We start from the raw sequence: 18,159 nt of genomic DNA on the forward strand, positions 1-18,159 counted from the left end.
TCATCAACCGGCTGGTCGAGGCCGGTAAGGCCGTCGTGGTGATCTCCTCCGAGCTGCCCGAGCTGCTCGGCATCTGTGACCGCATCTACACGCTGTCGGCGGGCCGGATCACCGGCCAGCTGCCGGTGGCCGACGCCAGCCAGGAGAGCCTCATGACTCTCATGACCAAGGAGAGGGAGCTCGTCTGATGGCCACGACCGCACCACCGCAGCCCGACCGTGCCCCGGGCGGGGCGCCGGCGGAGCCGCCAGCCTCGGCCGCCCTGCACACCGGCACCAGCGACATCCGCACGCTGCTGACCCGGAACCTGCGGCAGAGCGGGATCTACATCGCCTTCGTGGCGATCGTCGTGCTGTTCGCCGTGCTGACCGGCGGCACGTCGCTCAGCCCGGGCAACCTCACCAACATCGTGCTGCAGTACAGCTACATCCTGGTGCTGGCGATCGGCATGGTGATCGTGATCATCGCCGGCCACATCGACCTGTCCGTCGGGTCGGTGGTGGCGCTGACCAGTGCCGTCTCGGCGGTGCTGGTCATCCGTGAGGGCCAGCCCTGGTGGGTCGGCATCATCGCGGCGCTGGCCGTGGGCATCGTCGTCGGCGCCTGGCACGGGTTCTGGGTGGCCTACATCGGCATCCCCGCGTTCATCGTCACCCTGGCCGGCATGCTGCTGTTCCGCGGCATGACGCAGGAGGTGCTGAACAACGTCTCGCTGTCGCCGTTCCCGTCGGAGTACAGCAAGACCGCCAGCGGGTTCCTCAACGGGCTGCTGGGCGGCAACGGCTACGACGCGTTCACGCTTCTGATCGGCGCCTTCGCCGTCGGCGGGTACGCGGTGAGCGTCTACCGCACCCGGGTCGCCCGGGTGAAGTACCGCCAGCCGGTCGAGTCGATGGGCCTGTTCGTCGCCAAGATCGTCGTCGTCGGTGCCGTGGTCATGGCGTTCGCCTGGCAGCTGGCGCACGCCCGCGGCCTGCCGATCGTGCTGATCATCCTGGGCGTGCTGGTGATCGCCTACGGGATCATCACCAAGCGCACCGTGTTCGGCCGCCAGGTCTACGCGATCGGTGGCAACCTGTCCGCCGCGACGCTGTCCGGGGTGAAGGTCAAGGCCGTCAACTTCTGGATCTTCGTCAACATGGGCCTGCTGTCCGGCGTCGCCGGGGTCATCTACTCCTCGCGGTCCAACGGTGCCCAGCCCAGCGCCGGCAACGCCTTCGAGCTGGACGCCATCGCCGCGGTCTTCATCGGTGGCGCCGCCGTGACCGGTGGCGTGGGCACGATCGTGGGCGCCGTCGTCGGTGGCCTGCTGGTCGCGGTCATGAGCAACGGCATGCAGCTGATGAACATCGACCAGTCCACCCAGGCCATGGTCAAGGGCCTGGTGCTGCTGCTCGCGGTCGCCTTCGACGTCTACAACAAGCGGCGGGCCGGCGCCTCGCGCTGACCCACGGGGCCCGGCCGGCCGCTCAGCCGGCCGGCAGCACCGCCGGGTCGGCCGTCTCCAGCCGGTCGCGGCCGCCCGCCTTGGCCCGGTAGAGCGCGGCGTCCGCCCGGCCGAGCACGTCGCCGGGCCGGTCGCCGGCGTGCCACGCGGCCATCCCGACGCTGCAGGTCTGGCCGTCGGGCACGGCGCCGCGCAGCCGCTCCAGCACCACCCGGGCCTCGGCCGGGGTGGTGCCGGCCAGCGCGACGGCGAACTCCTCCCCGCCCCAGCGGGCCAGCACGTCACCGGGGCGCAGCAGGCCCAGGGCGCGGCCGGCGAAGCGCCGCAGCAGGTCGTCGCCGGCCGGGTGCCCGAAGGTGTCGTTGAAGCGCTTGAAGTGGTCGAGGTCCAGCAGTGCCACCGTCAGCGGGCGGCCGTCCCGCGCGGCGGACGCCGCCAGCCCGGCGAGCGCGGCGTCCCAGGCCCTCCGGTTGCCGACGCCGGTGAGGGCGTCGGTGGTCGCCGACGCACGCAGCTGGGCCAGCAGGTCCTCGTTCTCCAGGGCGACGGCGGCCTCGTCGGCCAGCATCGCGACCGCGGCCGCGCGGTGGTCGGTCACCGAGTCGACCCGCTCGGACCACGAGACGCCGAGGACGCCGCGGGTCACCCCGCGCTGGGTGATCGGCTGCCACATGACCGACCGTGCGCCGGAGAGGGCCAGCAGGGCGTTGTCCACGAGGGGATGCTCCGCCGGGTCGGCGAGGAACAGCGGCCGGCCCGTGCGGTACACCTCGGTCGTGGCCGAGACCGTGCCGAGCGGCACGGTGGTGCCGCGCAGGTGCGGGTGGGACGACGTCCCCAGCACCAGGGAGTCGGGGTCCGGCGCGTCGAGCGGTGGCTCGAACAGGGACACCGTGTCGGCCTGGGCGATCGCCCGGGTGGCGGCGACGATCGTCGACCGGACGTCGTCACCGGCCCGGACCCGGCGCATGGCGCCGGCGATCGCCGCGAGGTCGGCCCGCGACTCGTGCAACGCCTGCTCGGCGGCCCGGCGGTCGGTGACGTCGTGCACGTAGGCGACGACCCGCCGGTCGGAGCCGGGCAGCTCCGTGGCGGTGATCTGCGCCCAGCGCAGCTCGCCGTCCGGGCGCCGGTAGCGCTTCTCCATCCGGCCGACGCCACCGCTCGACCCACGCACCCAGTCGAGGGTGACCACGAGGTCCCGGTCCGCGGCATCGGTGAAGCCGGTGCTGGTGGACCCGAGCACGGAGTCGGCAGGGCGGCCGACCAGGGCGCAGAACGCCGGGTTGACCGACAGGAAACGGCCCTCGGCGTCGGTGACGGTGATGCCCACGGGCGAGGAGTCCAGCAGCACGCGCACGTCGGCCTCGGCCTCGGCCAGGGCTGCCGCCGTCCGCTCCGCCGCGCGGGTGCGGTCGTCCAGCTCGACGACCACGCGGTTCAGCAGGGCCTCCCGGCGGCGGCGCAGCGCGTGCACGATCATGCCGACGACGAGTGCCACGACCACGGCCGGGGCCTGCTCGCCCGGCGTCCCGTCGGCGGTGGGCCACAGCACGAGGGTCGCCGACCAGCACGCGACCAGGGTCCCGGTCATCAGGGTGGCGAGCACGGTCGAGCGCACGCCGGCCGCGAGGGCGACGATGGTCAGCGTGAACTCGGCGACCTGGACCGCGCCCTGCGTCGCCAGCAGCAGCGTGACCACGTTGACCACCGGGGCGATACCGAGCAGGTCGGCGTGGCGGACCTCCTGCCGGTGACCGCGCCGGATGCCCCGGGCCAGGATGACGGCGACCACCAGGAGCACGGCGACGGTGAGCAGGGCGATCCCGGACACCCAGACGGCCTGGTGCCCGGGCAGCAGCGCTGCCTGGAAGGCGGCGATGAGCAGGTAGACCGCCGCCAGGCCGGCGGAGACGCCGACGGCGGCCCGGGCGGAGTCCCCGACGGCCGGTGACACGGCGCGCGGGGTCGCCACGTGCGCGCGTGTCCGCGGCGTCCCTCGCATGTCGTGGTCATCGGACCCGGCGGGGGGCCGCTGGAGCGCCGGCCCCGACCCCTGCCTCCCGGGGGTGAGGTCAGAGCGGCTCGCGCCGCACCGGGCAGGACATGCAGCGCGGGCCGCCCCGGCCGCTGCCCAGCTCCGACCCGGCGATCGGCACCACCTCGATGCCGGCCGCCTCCAGCGCCGCGTTGGTCACGGTGTTCCGCTCGTAGGCCACCGCCAGCCGGGGCGCCAGCGCCAGGGTGTTGTTGCCGTCGTCCCACTGCTCGCGCTCGGCGGTGACCGGGTCCAGGCCGGTGTCGATCACCCGCAGCCGGTCGATGCCCATCGCGGCGGCCGCGGCCACCAGGAACGGCTGCGGCCCGGTCACCGACAGCTCGGTGGTGTCGTCGTCATCGGGCAGCTGCTCGCCCGCGGTCACCGTCCACGCCTGCAGGTGGTCGGCCACGGCCGGGTACATGACCACGGCGTCGACGTCGACCATCGTGCAGATGGTGTCCAGGTGCATCATCGCCCGCTCCTGCGCGATCGGGACGACCAGCACCGTGTGCGCCAGCCCCCGGGCGAACACCCGCCGGGCCAGCCGCTCCGCGCCCCCGGGTGTGGTCCGCTCGCCCACGCCGACGGCCACCACGCCGGCGGCCAGCAGCAGCACGTCCCCGCCCTCCAGGTGCTCCAGCTCCGAGCCGTACAGCTGCTCGGCGCCGGAGAACCGCGGGTGGTGGGCGTAGACGGCGGCGGTGATCGTGCTCTCCCGGTGCCGGGCCGGCATCGCCAGCGACGTCACCGCCACCTGGTCGCCCACCCACACCGAGGAGTCCCGGGTGAACAGCAGGTTGGGCAGCGGCGGCACCACGAAGTCCCCGCGCTCCATCACCTGGTAGGCCAGGCCGCGCCCGCCGCGCAGCTCGTCGTGGGCCAGCCCGGCGATCAGCGTCGCGGCCAGGTCGGCCGGCGCCAGCCCGGACAGGTGCGCGGTGGTGGCGTGCCGCAGCGTGGCCCCGAGCCGGGGGTCGTCGACCGCGGCGGCGATCAGCGACGTGCGGGCCTCGGGCAGGGCCATCACGTCGGCCAGCAGCGCGTCCAGGTGCAGCACCTCGACGCCGCGGTCGCGCAGCGCCTGGGCGAACGCGTCGTGCTCCTCCTGCGCGCGGGCCACCCAGGGCACGCCGTCGAACAGCAGCTGGTCGTTGTTGCGCGGGGTCAGCCGGCGCAGCTCGGCGCCGGGCCGGTGCAGCACGACCGTGGACAGCCGCCCGACCTCGCTCGTCGCGCCCAGCGGAGCCGGGTCACCTGGCGGCGGGGAGATCTGCATGGGGGAGAGGCTGGCACAGCTGCTCCGGGCGCGCGCCGTGGTGCACTGTCCCGGTGACCAACGAGACCCCCCGCCCGCGCCGGCGCAGCCGGCCCGACCGCCGACCCGTGGGCGACGCCCCGCTGCCCCGGCTGGTCACGCTGTCCTTCGCGCTGGGCGCCGGGCTGCTGGTCGCCGGGGTGCTGCTGGTCGTGCTGGACGCCCTGGGCGTCGAGCAGGTGGGCATGCTCGGGTGGGCCGCGGTGATCGTCGTCGCGGCGGTCCTCGGCGGGCTCGTCGCCCGGGCCGTCGTCCCCCGGCTGCTGGTGCGCGGCGACCGACCCTAGGGGTCAGGAGCGGGCGTCGGCCCGGGCCGCGGACACCGAGCGGAACACCCGGTACAGCCCGGTCTGCGCCAGCAGCTCGCGCAGCGCCCGGGAGGGCTCCACCAGCTCCAGCTCGCAGCCGGCCCGCTTCTGCTTCCGCCCGAGGTGCACCAGCAGCTCCAGCCCCGCCGAGCTCATGTAGGTGACGTCCCGGACGTCGGCCCGGGCCGGCCAGCGCGCGGGTGGCACGGTCACGCGGAACTCGCGGACGACCTGGCGGTCGATCTCACCGGAGAAGTGCAGGACGGGTTGGCCGGCGTCGTCGACCAGGCACACACGACCCTGCGAGACGCCGTCGGGCACGTTGTTCGACCCAGACATGACGGCGCCCCTACCCCCGGACGGCGGCAGGCAACCACTGTGACCGTCCGACACACCCGTCGGGGTCGCTCAGTCGGGCAGCAGCACCCCGGGGTTGCACACGCCGGTCGGGTCGAGCTGCTGCTTGACCGCCCGGAGCAGGCTGATGCCCAGCGGGCCGGCCTCCTGCGCCAGCCACGGCCGGTGGTCGGTGCCGACCGCGTGGTGATGGGTCAGCGTGCCGCCCGCGGCCAGCAGCGCGTCGGTGGCGGCCCGCTTGGCGCCCAGCCACTGCTGGATGGGCAGGGCGTCGTCCCGGTCGGCGAGCACGGTCACGTACAGCGAGGCGCCGGTGGGGTACCCGTGGCTCAGGTGGGTCATGACCAGCGGGTGCCGGCCGCCCCGGTCCAGCGCCCCGCGCAGCGCCGCCCGCACCGCGTCGTACACCGTGGGCAACGCCGTCCAGGTGGCGGCGGTCTCCAGCGTCTCCACCAGCAGCCCCTGGTCCAGCAGCCGGTCGCGCAGGTAGGGGGCGGAGAACCGGCCGTGCACCCACGCCCGGCCGACGCCCCCGCCGAGCCGCACCGCGCCGCCGTCCCGCAGCAGGGACGACGCCGCCCGGCGGCGCGCCCGCGCCACCGACGGGATGCCCTCCCAGCCGACCACGAGCAGGCAGCCCTGCCCGCGGCGCCGCGCCCGCAGCGACCCGCGCACTGCCCGGGCGCCGACCCCGGAGGCCATCAGCAGCGTCGCCCGGCTCTCGTCGGCGTCGGACAGCCGGACGACGTCGGGCAGCAGGTCGTGCCGGGCCAGCTGCTGCAGGGTGGCGAGCCCGGCGGCCCAGGTGCGGAACGACCAGCCCTCGTAGTGCCGACCGCGCGGCCGCGGGCGCACCCGCAGGGTCAGCTCGGTGATCACGCCGAGGGTGCCCTCGGAGCCCAGTGCCAGGCCCAGCAGGTCCGGCCCGGCCGCGGAGGCCGGCGGGTGGCCCAGCTGCAGGACGCCGGCCGGGGTGGCCAGGGTGAGCCCGGCGACCAGGTCGTCGAACCGGCCCACCCCGGTGGAGGACTGCCCGGCCGACCGGGTGGCGGCGTACCCGCCGAGCGTCGCGTACTCCCAGCTCTGCGGCAGGTGCCCGAGGGTGAGCCCGTCCCGGGCCAGGGCCTCCTCCAGCGCCGGGCCGCGCATGCCGGGGCCGACGGTGACCAGCGAGGAGTGCACGTCCACCGACCGCACCGAGCTCATCCGGCCCAGGTCGACGGCGACCACCGGCCGGTCGTCGGCGTCGCTGCCGGACAGCCCGCCGACGACGCTGGTGCCGCCGCCGAACGGCACCGCGACGACCCCGTGCTCGCTGCACAGCCGCAGCACGGCGGCGACCTCCTCGGTGGTGCCGGGGGTGAGCACGGCGTCCGGGGCGTCGGAGGCGTCGCCGGAGCGCCGGCGCAGCAGGTCCAGGTAGCTCTTGCCGCCGGTGCGGCGCAGCCGCGCGTCCCGGTCCTCGGACACCTCGCCGGCGCCGAGCAGCTCGGTGAACGCCTGCCGGGCGGCCTCCGGCAGCCGGGACGCGGCCACCCGGATGTCGCCGACCGGGACCGGTGGGGTGGCCCGCGGCGTCCAGCCCAGCTCCCGGGTCAGGAAGCGGCGGGCCGGCCGGGGCAGCACCGCGGCCGGGGTGTCGGCGTCCCCGCCGCCGGGGTGCGACGGGGGCGGGCCCCAGCCCTGGATCGTCAGCTCGGACTGCTCGGGCACGGCTACAGTCTGCCGGTGCCCGACCCCGGACACCCGTCGTGACAGGCGGGGCAGCGCAGCCGGGCCCCCGGGGGGCGCTGAGCGCCGCCCGCCGGGTGTGGGACGTCGCCGCGCTGGACGGCTCGCAGGTCGACGTGCTGGTGGTGGGTGGTGGGGTCACCGGCGCCGGCGTGGCGCTGGAGGCGGCCACCCGCGGGCTGTCGGTGCTGCTCTGCGAGCGCGCGGACCTCGCGGCCGGCACCAGCCGCTGGTCCTCCAAGCTGGTGCACGGCGGCCTGCGGTACCTGGCGCACGGCGAGGTCGGGCTGGCCCGGGAGAGCGCCCGGGAGCGCGCCGTCCTGATGCGGCACACCGCCGGGCACCTGGTGCGCCCGCTGCCGTTCCTGGTGCCCTCGGCCCTCGGCGGCGACGTGAGCGCGCTGGCGGGCCTCGGTGGCGTGCTGGGTGACGCGGTGCGCGCCTCGGTGCCCGGCGGGCGGCGGCTGCTGCCGCGCACCCGCCGGGTGGACGCCGGCCGGGCCGCCGCCCTGGTGCCGGGCCTGGCCCGGGGCCGGGGCGGGGTGGTGTTCTGGGACGGCCAGCTCGCCGACGACGCCCGGCTGGTGGTCGCCCTGGCCCGCACCGCGGTCGACGCCGGCGCCACCGTGCTCACCGGCGCCGCGGTGACCGCCGTCGACGGGGCCGAGGCCGAGGTGTCGGTGGACGGGGTACTGCACCGGGTGCGCGCCGGGGTGGTGGTGAACGCGGCCGGTGTCTGGTCGGCCGACCTGGCCCCGGGCACCCGGCTGGCGCCCTCGCGCGGGTCGCACCTGGTGCTGCGGGCCGAGCGGCTGGGGTCGCCGTCGGCCGCGCTCACCGTGCCGCTGCCCGGCTCCCGCACCCGCTACGTGTTCGCGCTGCCGCAGCCCGGCGGCCTGGTGTTCCTCGGCATCACCGACGAGCCGCTCGACGGGCCGGTGCCGCTGGCCGACCCGGTGCCCTCACCCGCCGAGGTGCGCCAGCTGCTGGACACGGTGAACCGGGTGCTCGCCGACCCGCTCACCCCCGCCGACGTGGTCGGCGCCTACGCCGGGCTGCGCCCGCTGGTGCTGCCGGCCTCGGCCGGAGCCGGCCCGGGGGAGGCGACCGCCGACCTGTCCCGCCGGCACCTGCTGACCTGGGACGGCGCGGTGCTCACCGTCGTCGGCGGCAAGCTCACCACCTACCGCGCGATGGCCGAGGACGTGGTGGACGCCGCCGTCGCGCGGCTCGGCCGGGGCGCGACCCGCTCGGTCACCGACCGGTTGCCGCTGGTCGGCGCCGCCCCGCCCTGGGTGCTGTCCGGCGTCCCGGCGTCGTCCTGGCTGGTGGGCCGGTACGGCACCGAGGCGCCCGCGGTGGCCGCGCTGGGTGCGGATCCGGTGGTCGAGGGCCGGCCGGAGACGGTGGGCGAGCTGGTGTTCGCGGTGCGCGCCGAGGGCGCCCGCACGGTGGCCGACCTGCTCGACCGGCGCACCCGGATCGGCCTGGTGCCCGCCGACCGCGCCGCCGCCGTCCCCGTCGCCGAGCAGGTCCTCGCCGCCGAGTCCTGACCCCCGGCCCTCTCCGCGGAAGTGGCCGCCCCGCACGGCCCTTCCCGCGGAAGTGGCCGCCCCGCACGGCCCTTTCCGCGGAAGTGGCCGCCCCGCGCGCGGCCATTCCCGCGGTAGTGGCCGCCCTGCACGGCCCTTTCCGCGGAAGTGGCCGCCGTGCAAGGCCGTTCGCGCGGCAAAGGTCGCTGGGGCGGGGGTGTCGTCTCGTGGAGCGGGACGGGTCTCCCGTGGAACGGGACGGCGTGCCACGCTGCGGGCATGGACAGGTACACCCACGGCCATGCCGAGCCGGTGCTGCAGTCGCACCGCTGGCGCACGGTGCAGAACTCGGCGGCGCACCTGCTGGGCGAGCTGCGGCCGGGGCTCGACGTGCTCGACGTGGGGTGCGGTCCGGGCACGATCACCGTGGACCTGGCCCGGCGGGTGGCGCCCGGCCGGGTGCTCGGCCTGGACGTCTCCCCGGCGCCGCTGGACGAGGCCCGGGCGCTGGCCGCCGCCGAGGGCGTGCCGGCCGAGTTCGCCGTCGGCGACGTCTACGCGCTGGACGCCGCCGACGACTCCTTCGACGTGGTGCACGCCCACCAGGTACTGCAGCACCTCACCGACCCGGTGGCCGCGCTGCGGGAGATGGCCCGCGTCTGCCGGCCCGGCGGGGTGGTGGCCGTGCGCGACGTCGACTACGCCGCCACCACCTGGTTCCCGGCCGACGAGGGCCTGACCCGCTGGCTGGACCTCTACTCCCGGGTCGCCCGGGGCAACGACGCCGAGCCCGACGCCGGGCGCCGGCTGCTGTCCTGGGCGCACGCCGCGGGCCTGCGGGACCTCACCGCGACGACGTCGTCCTGGTGCTTCGCGACGCCGGAGGAGCGCCGGTGGTGGGGGACGTCGTGGGCCGGGCGGGCCACGGCGTCGGCGTTCGCCGAGCAGGCGGTGGCCGGCGGGCACGCCACGGCGGAGGAGCTCGCAGAGGTGGCGGCGGCGTGGCTGCGCTGGGCCGAGGCCGACGACGGGTGGCTGGCACTCCTGCACGGCGAGCTGCTGGTCCGCGTCTGAGTGGAGTGCGGGAGCGCAGCAGCTCTCGCTCGTGACACTCCACGGCGAGCTGGCAGAGTGCGCGGCAGGGGCGGACGACGGCGTCCGCACCGCGAGGGGAGTGCACCGTGCGCCTGGGCCTGCAGCTCGACTACTCCGGCGGTTTCACCGAGGCGGTGGCCGAGCTCCGCGACCTGGAGAGCGCCGGGCTGGACACCGTCTTCGTGCCGGAGGCCTACAGCTTCGACGCGGTCAGCCAGCTGGGGTACCTCGCGGCGGTGACCGAGCGGGTCGAGCTGGCCAGCTGCATCCTGCCGATCTACAGCCGCACCCCCGCGCTGACCGCGATGACCGCGGCCGGGCTGGACTTCGTCTCCGACGGCCGGTTCACCCTCGGCCTCGGCGCCAGCGGCCCGCAGGTGGTGGAGGGCTGGCACGGGGTGGCGTACGACGCGCCGCTGGGCCGCACCCGCGAGGTGGTCGAGATCTGCCGGCAGGTGTGGCGCCGGGAGAGGCTGGAGCACGACGGGCCGCGCTACACCGTGCCGCTGCCCGCCGGCCGGGGCACCGGGCTGGGCAAGCCGCTGAAGCTGATCAACCACCCGGTGCGCGAGCGGATCCCGGTGCTGCTGGCCGCGATCGGGCCGAAGAACGTGGAGCTGGCCGCCGAGATCGCCGACGTCTGGCAGCCGGTGTTCTTCCACCCGGGGAAGGCGGCCGGCGTCTGGGGCGAGGCGCTGGCTGCCGGCGCCGCCGTCCGGGACCCGGCGCTGGGGCCGCTGCAGACCGCGGTCACCGTCACCGTCGCGATCGGCGACGACGTCGAGGAGCTGCGGCACCGGGCCCGCCCGTCGATGGCGCTGTACATCGGCGGCATGGGTGCCCGGGGCAAGAACTTCTACAACGAGCTGGCCTGCCGCTACGGCTACGAGGAGGCCGCCCGGGAGGTGCAGGACCTCTACCTCGCCGGGCGGAAGGACGAGGCCGCGGCCCGGCTGCCGGACGAGCTGGTGCGGGCGGTGACCATCGTCGGGCCGGAGGGGCACGTGGCCGAGCGGGTCGCCGCGTTCGCCGAGGCCGGGGTGACCACGCTCAGCCTGTCGGTCGCCGGTGGCGGCCGGGAGGAGCGGTTGCGGACGGTGGAGACGCTGCGGCGCCTGGTGCCCTGACCCACCGCTCCAAACGCCTTACTCAGAGTCGCCGTCCGGTGGGCGGTGGGCTGGCGTTCCCGGGATGTTCGACTACCTTCGCAGCTCACGGGCAGAGGAGCCCGGTCGCCCGATGACGCACGGTGATGCCAGCCGTGCCGATGCGCCGCCCCGACCCCGAGGACACCATGACGATCTCCACCCGACCGACGTCCCGGGCGTGGACGCCGGCCGCCCTCTGCGTCCTGCTCCTGTCGGCGCTGGTCGCCCTGGCCGCCCCCGCCTCGGCCGCCGAGGACGCCCCCGCCCCCGCCCCCGGCTCGGGTGAGGGCTGGGTGCGGCTGGCGCACTACTCGCCGGACACCCCGGCCGTCGACGTCTCGCTCACCGCGTTCAGCGACAGCCGGCAGACGATCTCGCTGTCCGACGTCGACTACGGCACGATCTCGGACTACCAGCGGGTGCCGGCCGGCACGTACACCGCCTCGATGCTGCCGGCCGGTGCTGCGCCCGGCTCCACCCCCGTGGTCACCCAGGCGGTCACCGTGGAGGACGGCAAGGCCTACACGGTCGCGGCCGTCGGTGCCAACGCCGACCTGACCGGCGTCGTCTTCACCGACGACCTGACACCGCCGGCCGCGGGCGAGAGCCGCGTCCGGCTGGTGCAGGCCTCCGTCTCCTCGCCGACCGTCTCGGTCACGGCCGCCGGTGGCCCGGTGATCGCCCAGGACGCCGCCTTCGGGTCGGCCACCGGGTACGCCTCCATCCCGCCCGGCGTGTGGACCGTGCAGCTCACCGGTGCCTCCGGCCAGCCGGTCACCACCGAGGTGACCGTGCAGCCCGGCACGGTGAGCACGCTGACCGTGCTCGACCGCGGCGACACCCTGACCATCGAGGCCACCGTCGACGCCTCCGGCGTCGGCGGGCAGGTGCCCGAGGGCGGGGTGGAGACCGGTGGCGGGTCCACCGCCCAGGCCGTCGACCCCACCGCGTCCCCGGCGCTCGGTGCGCTGGCCGGTGGCCTGCTGCTCTCTGCCGGTGCCGGTGCCGGTGCCGTCGCCGTCGCCCGCCGTCGTCCGGTCCGCGCGTCCCAGCGGTGAGCCGGCCCGCCGCCCGCACCGCACGGTGAGGCGCGCTCGCGCCCTGGCCGCGGTGACGGCGGCGGTGCTGCTGGCCGGGTGCGGGGGCCAGGGGAACAGCGCTGCCGCTCCGTCCCCGTCGGGTGCCGCGGCCACGTCCGGGGCCACCCCCGCGCTGCCGACCGGTCCGGCCCCGCTGCCGCCGGCCTCGACGGTCACCGCCACCTCGGTGGTGATCCCGGCGATCGGGGTGGACGCGGCCCCGCTGGAACAGCTGTCGCTGCTGCCCGACGGGAGCCTGGCCGCGCCCCGGGACTTCGCCCGGGCCGGGGTGTTCGCCGACGGCCCGCTGCCCGGTGAGCAGGGGCCGGCCGTGATCGCCGGGCACGTCGACTCGGCCGCCGACGGCCCCGCGGTGTTCTTCCGGCTGCCGGACCTGCGCCCCGGTGACGAGGTGACGGTCGGGCTGTCCGACGGCAGTACGGTGAGGTTCCTGGTCGACCGGCTGGTGTCCGTGCCCAAGGACGCCTTCCCCACCGACCTGGTGTACGGACCGACGCCGGACGCCCAGCTGCGGTTGATCACCTGCAGCGGTGACTTCGACTCGGTCGAGCGCTCCTACGTCGACAACACCGTCGTCTTCGCCACCGCGGTCGGCTGACCGCGCCGTCCACCCGGGGGCCCAGTGACCGCCGACCGTGTGCTCGTGATCGTGCCGACGTACGAGGAGCGGGTGAACCTGCCGTTGATCGTGGCGCGGGTGCGGGCGGCGGTGCCGTGGGCGCACGTGCTGGTGGTCGACGACGCGTCCCCGGACGGCACCGGTGAGGTGGCCGACGGGCTGGCGGCGGCCGATGGGTGTGTGCACGTGCTGCACCGGGCGGGGAAGGAGGGTCTGGGGGCTGCCTACCTGGCGGGGTTCGCGTGGGGGCTGGGTCGGGGTTTCGACGTGTTGGTGGAGATGGACGCCGACGGGTCGCACGCCCCGGAGCAGTTGCCGCGGATCCTGCGGGCGCTGGCGGATGCCGATGTGGTGCTGGGGTCGCGGTGGGTGGCCGGGGGTGAGGTGGTGAACTGGCCGTTGCACCGGCAGGTGCTGTCCCGGGTGGGCAACGCCTACACCCGGCGGGCGTTGGGGCTGCGGGTGCGGGATGCCACGGGTGGGTACCGGGCGTACCGGCGGGAGGTGTTGGCCACGCTGGACCTGAGCCGGGTCGCCTCGCACGGGTACTGCTTCCAGGTGGACCTGGTGTGGCGGGCGCTGCGGGCGGGTTACCAGGTGATCGAGGTGCCGATCACGTTCGTGGAGCGGGTGCACGGGGCGAGCAAGATGAGCGGGGACATCGTGCGGGAGTCGCTGCTGCGGATCACCTGGTGGGCGATCGCCGAACGCAGCGGGCAGCTGGGCCGGGTGGCCCGCGGCCAGGCCCGGCGACCCCGCGCCGGCTCCGCCCCCGACAGCCACGCCGCGTCCCCGCGGGACGCCCGCCCGTGAGACCGTCCCGGTCCTGCAGCCGCGGGACCGGGACGGCATCACGACCGGGACGGCGGAGCTCAGCCCTGGCGGGCGGCGTTGGCCTGCACGGCCGTGCTGACGTAGGCCGCCAGCCCGGGCGCGACCCGCTCGTAGTAGGCGGTGAAGCGCTCGTCCTCGACGTACATCCGGCCGAGGCCGGCGTGCATCTCCGGTGGGCAGTCGTAGTACAGCGAGTCGATCCGCTGCCGGTGCTCCTCGGCCAGGTCCATCGCCCGGCCGGAGTCGGCCGCTGCACCCTCGGTCATGGCCGCGGCGAACCGGCGCTCCAGGTCCTCGTCCTCGGCCCGGATCCGCTTCCAGTCCTCCTTGGTGTAGCGCGCCGTCCGCTGCCGGGACTGCGTCCAGGCCTCGGTGTCGCCCCAGCGCTGCTCGGCCTCCTCTTCGTACCGGGCCGGGTCCTCGCTGCCGAAGACCTCGAACCGCTCCTCCGGGGTGAGGGAGATCCCCATCTGCCGTGCCTCCATCTCCTTCTCGACGGCCGCGACCATCTCCTGCACGCGGTCGACCCGTTCCAGCAACAACCGGTGCTGCCGGCGCAGGTGCTCCAGCGCATCGGCCTCCGGGTCGTCCAGCAGGGCCGCGACCTCCTCGAGAGGGAACCCGAGCTGCCGGTAGACCAGCACCTGCTGCAGCCGGTCCAGGTCCCGCTCGCCGTACACGCGGTAGCCCGCCGGCGTGCGTCCCTCCGGTCGCACCAGCCCGATCCGGTCGTAGTGGTGCAGGGTGCGCACCGTCACGCCGGTCAGCCGGGCGACGTCGCCCACGTTCATCGGGTCCTCCTCTCCTGACGCGCCCCAGGCAACAGCCTGACGCCACGTCAGGGTCAAGCCCGTTCCTCCCACACGGCCACTTCCGCGGGAAGGGCCCCTTCGTGCGGCCACTTCCGCGGGAAGGGCCCCTTCGTGCGGCCACTTCCGCGGGAAGGGCCCTCTCGTGCGGCCACTTCCGCGGGAAAGGCCCCTCGTGCGGCCCTGTCACGCTGGTCGTGAACGCCGAGCCCGGGTCGATCCTGGTCGGTCGGCAGCGCGAGCGGGCCCACCGCTGGCCGGCGCTCACCGAGGTGACGGTGCCCGGGGCGCACGTCGTGCCCGAGGACTCACCCGACGAGATCGGCCGCGCCCTCGTCGACTGGATCCCGCCCCTCGGCTGACAGCAGCGCGTCGCAGACCGCCAGCAGCCGGGCGCGCAGCGGCGCCGCCCGCTCGGCGAAGCCGCGCTGGGCGGCTGCGTACTCCGCCTTGCCCTCGGGGGTCTCGATCGCCACTGGGGGGTACCCGGCGTCGGCCAGGTCGTAGGGCGAGGCCCGCATGTCCAGCACGCGGACGTCGGCGGCCAGGGCGAAGCAGTCGGCCACCAGCTCACCGGGCACCGCGGGAGCGAGCTTGTAGGCCCACTTGTAGAGGTCCATCGTGGCGTGCAGGCAGCCGGGCTGCTCCAGCCGCACCTGGCTCTCTCGGGTCGGGGCCAGCTCGTTGCGCGGGGCGCCGGCACCGGTGAAGAACCGGAACGCGTCGTGGTGGCTGCAGGCGACGCGGTGCGACTCGACGACGGCGTCGGTGCCGGCCTGGCCCAGGCGCAGCGGCACCGCCGAGTGCCGCAGCTCCCCGGCCGCCGGCCGGTAGACCATCGCCCACTCGTGCAGCCCGAAGCAGCCGAACTGGCCGGCGCGCCCGGCGGTCGCGCGGAGCAGTCGCGCGGTGTGCCGGACGGCGTCGCCCCGCCGGGCCAGGAACGCCGGGACGTCCAGGCCGACGCCGTCGCCGACCCGGGTGTACAGCGGCCACCCGGCGCGTTCGTCGGCGTCCAGCAGCACCCGCCCCGCCCCGGGGTGCCAGCGCAGCAGCTTGGCCGGGCTCTGCGAGTAGTAGGTGAACAGGAAGTCGAGCACCGGGTGGTCCTCGCCGCGCCCGCGCCGCTCCCGGTGCGGCTCGGTCCACGGCGACAGCCGGTCGGCGTGCGCGCGCTCCAGCGCCGTCCACCGCTCGCGGGCCAGGGTCTCCACCCGGCCAGGGTAGGCAGCCGGCGTCCCCCGTCCGGGGCACCCGCCGCCCCACGGTGCGAGCGGGCACGGGAAACTGGGCGCATGGACGCCCAGGTCGGCCAGCGGGAACGGGACTTCCGGTCGGTCTACCGGCACGGCTTCGTGCGGGTCGCGGCCTGCACCCAGCGCATCGCGCTCGCCGACCCGCCGGCCAACGCCGAGGCGGTGCTGCGCCAGGCCCGGGCCTGCGACGCCGAGGGCGTCGGCGTCGCGGTGTTCCCCGAGCTGGGGCTCTGCGGCTACTCGATCGAGGACCTGCTGCTGCAGGACACCCTGCTGGACGGCGTGGAGGCGGCGCTGGCCACGGTGGTCGCGGGCTCGGCCGGTCTGCTCCCGGTGCTGGTCGTCGGCGCCCCGCTGCGGCACCGCAACCGCATCTACAACTGCGCCGTCGTGGTGCACCGCGGGCGGGTGCTCGGCGTCGCCCCGAAGTCCTACCTGCCGACCTACCGGGAGTTCTACGAGCGGCGCCAGATCGCCCCCGGCGACGACCAGCGCGGGGAGATCCGGGTGGGCGGCGTCGACGTGCCGTTCGGGCCGGACCTGCTGTTCACCGCCACCGACGTCCCGGGCCTGGTGGTGCACGCCGAGGTGTGCGAGGACATGTGGGTGCCGGTGCCGCCGAGTGCGGAGGCGGCGCTGGCCGGGGCGACGGTGCTGCTCAACCTCTCCGGCTCGCCGATCACCGTGGGCCGGGCGGAGGACCGCCGGCTGCTGTGCCGCTCCCAGTCCTCCCGCTGCCTCGCCGCCTACGTGTACTCCGCCGCCGGGGAGGGCGAGTCGACCACCGACCTGTCCTGGGACGGGCAGACGATGGTCTACGAGAACGGCGTGCTGCTCGCCGAGACCGACCGCTTCCCCGACGGGGACCGGCGCGCGGTCGCCGACGTCGACCTGGACCTACTGCGCCAGGAGCGGATGCGGACGGGCACCTTCGACGACAACCGGCGGGCCCTGGCGGACCGGCTGGGCCACCGCCGGGTCGAGTTCACCCTCGACCCCCCGGACGGCGACCTGGGCCTGCGCCGGGAGGTCGAGCGCTTCCCCTTCGTGCCCAGCGACGACGCCCGGCTGGAGCTGGACTGCTACGAGGCCTACAACATCCAGGTGGCCGGGCTGGCCCAGCGGCTGGCCGCGATCGGCGACCCGAAGGTGGTCATCGGCGTCTCCGGCGGGCTGGACTCCACCCACGCGCTGATCGTGGCCGCCCAGGTGATGGACCGGGCCGGCCGGCCGCGCAGCGACGTCCTGGCGTTCACGCTGCCCGGCTTCGCCACCAGCGAGCACACCAAGGGCAACGCGCACGCCCTGATGCGCTCGCTCGGGGTCACCGCCGCCGAGCTGGACATCACGCCGACGGCGCGGCTGATGCTGGACGAGATCGACCACCCGTTCGCCGACGGCGAGCCGGTCTACGACGTCACCTTCGAGAACGTGCAGGCCGGGCTGCGCACCGACTACCTGTTCCGGATCGCCAACCAGCGCGGCGGCATCGTGCTCGGCACCGGCGACCTCTCGGAGCTGGCGCTGGGCTGGTCCACCTACGGGGTGGGCGACCAGATGAGCCACTACAACGTCAACGGCGGGGTGCCCAAGACGTTCATCCAGCACCTGATCCGCTGGGTCGCCGGCAGCGGGCAGTTCGACGACGAGGTCGGCGCCACCCTGCAGGCGATCGTGGACACCGAGATCAGCCCGGAGCTGGTGCCGGGGGAGCAGGTGCAGTCCACCGAGGCGAAGGTCGGGCCCTACGCGCTGCAGGACTTCACCCTGTTCCACGTGCTGCGCTACGGCTTCCGGCCGCCCAAGATCGCCTTCCTGGCCTGGCACGCCTGGCGGGACGCCGGCACCGGTGACTGGCCGCACGACTTCCCGGAGGCCAAGCGCGTCGCCTACGACCTGGGCGAGATCCGGCACTGGCTGGAGGTGTTCTGCCAGCGGTTCTTCGGGTTCAGCCAGTTCAAGCGCTCCGCCATGCCGAACGGGCCGAAGGTGTCCGCCGGTGGCTCGCTGTCCCCGCGCGGTGACTGGCGAGCGCCCTCGGACGGGTCGGCCGCGCTCTGGCTGGCCGACCTGCACGCCGGGGTGCCGACCGAGCTGCCGGGGTAGGGGGCGACCATGGCCACTTTGGAACGACACATCGCTGCGTCGCCCGACGACGTCTTCGGCGTGCTGGCCGACGGCTGGAGCTACAGCAACTGGGTGGTCGGCGCCTCGCACATCCGCGCCGTCGAGGCCGGCTGGCCGGCCGTCGGCACCCGCATCCACCACGCGTCGGGCAACTGGCCGCTGACCCTGGACGACGAGACCCGGGTGGAGGCGGTCGACCCGGGGCGGTCGCTGGTGCTCACCGCCCGCGGCCGCCCGCTCGGCGAGGCCCGGATCGAGCTGACCCTGGAACCGGAGGGCACCGGCACCCGGGTGCGGATGCACGAGACGCCGGTCTCCGGGCCCGGGGCGTGGCTGCACAACCCGCTGTCCGAGCTGGTGCTGGCCCGGCGCAACGAGGAGTCGCTGTCCCGGCTCGCCGCGATCGCCGAGCGCCGGACGACGCCGGGCAGCTGAGCGCC

General features: G+C 75.5%; 17 protein-coding genes and 1 pseudogene. 12 read left to right on the forward strand and 6 right to left on the reverse strand.

Going from position 1 to position 18,159, the window contains the following annotated elements:
* Together G1H19_RS18910 and mmsB are read left to right on the forward strand one after the other, a co-directional pair.
* A pseudogene (locus G1H19_RS18910) lies at positions 1–188 on the forward strand (ABC transporter ATP-binding protein); the annotation flags it as partial.
* The gene (gene mmsB / locus G1H19_RS18915; RefSeq protein WP_152729247.1) at positions 188–1,447 is read left to right on the forward strand and encodes a multiple monosaccharide ABC transporter permease; all 1,260 of its coding nucleotides are present in this window, start codon (positions 188–190) and stop codon (positions 1,445–1,447) included. The pseudogene G1H19_RS18910 and the gene mmsB, both read left to right, overlap by 1 nt.
* 22 nt (positions 1,448–1,469) lie before the next feature.
* Here mmsB and G1H19_RS18920 read toward each other — a convergent pair whose 3' ends face one another.
* Together G1H19_RS18920 and G1H19_RS18925 are read right to left on the reverse strand one after the other, a co-directional pair.
* A complete protein-coding gene (locus tag G1H19_RS18920; RefSeq protein WP_152729249.1) occupies positions 1,470–3,422 on the reverse strand; it encodes a sensor domain-containing diguanylate cyclase in 1,953 nt (650 codons plus the stop codon).
* Between the two features lie 100 nt (positions 3,423–3,522).
* Positions 3,523–4,764, reverse strand: coding sequence for an arginine deiminase (locus G1H19_RS18925; RefSeq protein ID WP_152729251.1), 1,242 nt, complete (start codon positions 4,762–4,764; stop codon positions 3,523–3,525).
* A 53-nt stretch (positions 4,765–4,817) separates the two neighbouring features.
* Here G1H19_RS18925 and G1H19_RS18930 point away from each other — a divergent pair, with 53 nt between their 5' ends.
* On the forward strand, positions 4,818–5,090 hold the full coding sequence (locus G1H19_RS18930; RefSeq protein WP_152729253.1) for a hypothetical protein: 273 nt from the start codon (positions 4,818–4,820) through the stop codon (positions 5,088–5,090).
* 3 nt (positions 5,091–5,093) lie between these two features.
* Here G1H19_RS18930 and G1H19_RS18935 read toward each other — a convergent pair whose 3' ends face one another.
* Complete coding sequence (locus G1H19_RS18935) at positions 5,094–5,450, reverse strand: STAS domain-containing protein (protein WP_152729255.1); 357 nt, start codon at positions 5,448–5,450, stop codon at positions 5,094–5,096.
* Positions 5,451–5,519: 69 nt separating this feature from the next.
* Positions 5,520–7,181, reverse strand: coding sequence for an FAD-binding oxidoreductase (locus G1H19_RS18940; RefSeq protein WP_162392869.1), 1,662 nt, complete (start codon positions 7,179–7,181; stop codon positions 5,520–5,522).
* Positions 7,182–7,219: 38 nt separating this feature from the next.
* Here G1H19_RS18940 and G1H19_RS18945 point away from each other — a divergent pair, with 38 nt between their 5' ends.
* The 6 genes from G1H19_RS18945 (at position 7,220) to G1H19_RS18970 (ending at position 13,506) form a co-directional block, all read left to right on the forward strand.
* The gene (locus tag G1H19_RS18945) at positions 7,220–8,752 is read left to right on the forward strand and encodes a glycerol-3-phosphate dehydrogenase/oxidase (protein ID WP_162392870.1); all 1,533 of its coding nucleotides are present in this window, start codon (positions 7,220–7,222) and stop codon (positions 8,750–8,752) included.
* Between the two features lie 258 nt (positions 8,753–9,010).
* On the forward strand, positions 9,011–9,805 hold the full coding sequence (locus G1H19_RS18950; protein ID WP_152729259.1) for a methyltransferase domain-containing protein: 795 nt from the start codon (positions 9,011–9,013) through the stop codon (positions 9,803–9,805).
* 107 nt (positions 9,806–9,912) lie between these two features.
* Complete coding sequence (locus tag G1H19_RS18955; protein WP_162392871.1) at positions 9,913–10,953, forward strand: LLM class F420-dependent oxidoreductase; 1,041 nt, start codon at positions 9,913–9,915, stop codon at positions 10,951–10,953.
* Between the two features lie 125 nt (positions 10,954–11,078).
* Entirely contained in the window at positions 11,079–12,032 is a 954-nt protein-coding gene (locus tag G1H19_RS18960; protein WP_152729261.1) for a DUF4397 domain-containing protein, read from the forward strand.
* Between the two features lie 25 nt (positions 12,033–12,057).
* Positions 12,058–12,672, forward strand: coding sequence for a class F sortase (locus G1H19_RS18965; protein WP_235928091.1), 615 nt, complete (start codon positions 12,058–12,060; stop codon positions 12,670–12,672).
* A gap of 45 nt (positions 12,673–12,717) precedes the next feature.
* A complete protein-coding gene (locus tag G1H19_RS18970) occupies positions 12,718–13,506 on the forward strand; it encodes a polyprenol monophosphomannose synthase (protein ID WP_235928092.1) in 789 nt (262 codons plus the stop codon).
* 59 nt (positions 13,507–13,565) lie between these two features.
* Here G1H19_RS18970 and G1H19_RS18975 read toward each other — a convergent pair whose 3' ends face one another.
* The gene (locus G1H19_RS18975) at positions 13,566–14,318 is read right to left on the reverse strand and encodes a MerR family transcriptional regulator (protein WP_152729263.1); all 753 of its coding nucleotides are present in this window, start codon (positions 14,316–14,318) and stop codon (positions 13,566–13,568) included.
* A 215-nt stretch (positions 14,319–14,533) separates the two neighbouring features.
* Between G1H19_RS18975 and G1H19_RS18980 the strand changes: the two genes are divergently transcribed.
* Positions 14,534–14,698: a hypothetical protein gene (locus G1H19_RS18980; RefSeq protein WP_235909571.1), complete on the forward strand. Its 165-nt coding sequence runs from the start codon at positions 14,534–14,536 to the stop codon at positions 14,696–14,698.
* Here the strand turns inward: G1H19_RS18980 and G1H19_RS18985 are convergent.
* Positions 14,645–15,550: a 3-methyladenine DNA glycosylase gene (locus tag G1H19_RS18985; protein WP_162392874.1), complete on the reverse strand. Its 906-nt coding sequence runs from the start codon at positions 15,548–15,550 to the stop codon at positions 14,645–14,647. The two genes, G1H19_RS18980 and G1H19_RS18985, sit on opposite strands and share 54 nt — an antisense overlap.
* A gap of 81 nt (positions 15,551–15,631) precedes the next feature.
* Here G1H19_RS18985 and G1H19_RS18990 point away from each other — a divergent pair, with 81 nt between their 5' ends.
* Together G1H19_RS18990 and G1H19_RS18995 are read left to right on the forward strand one after the other, a co-directional pair.
* The gene (locus tag G1H19_RS18990) at positions 15,632–17,698 is read left to right on the forward strand and encodes an NAD(+) synthase (protein WP_152729265.1); all 2,067 of its coding nucleotides are present in this window, start codon (positions 15,632–15,634) and stop codon (positions 17,696–17,698) included.
* Between the two features lie 9 nt (positions 17,699–17,707).
* Positions 17,708–18,154 carry an SRPBCC family protein gene (locus G1H19_RS18995; RefSeq protein ID WP_152729267.1) on the forward strand — a complete coding sequence of 149 codons (447 nt, stop codon included), beginning with the start codon at positions 17,708–17,710 and terminating at the stop codon, positions 18,152–18,154.
* The last annotated feature ends 5 nt before the right edge of the window (positions 18,155–18,159 follow it).

It is taken from the genome of Goekera deserti (assembly GCF_010685995.1).
Taxonomy (GTDB): Bacteria; Actinomycetota; Actinomycetes; order Mycobacteriales; family Geodermatophilaceae; genus Goekera; species Goekera deserti.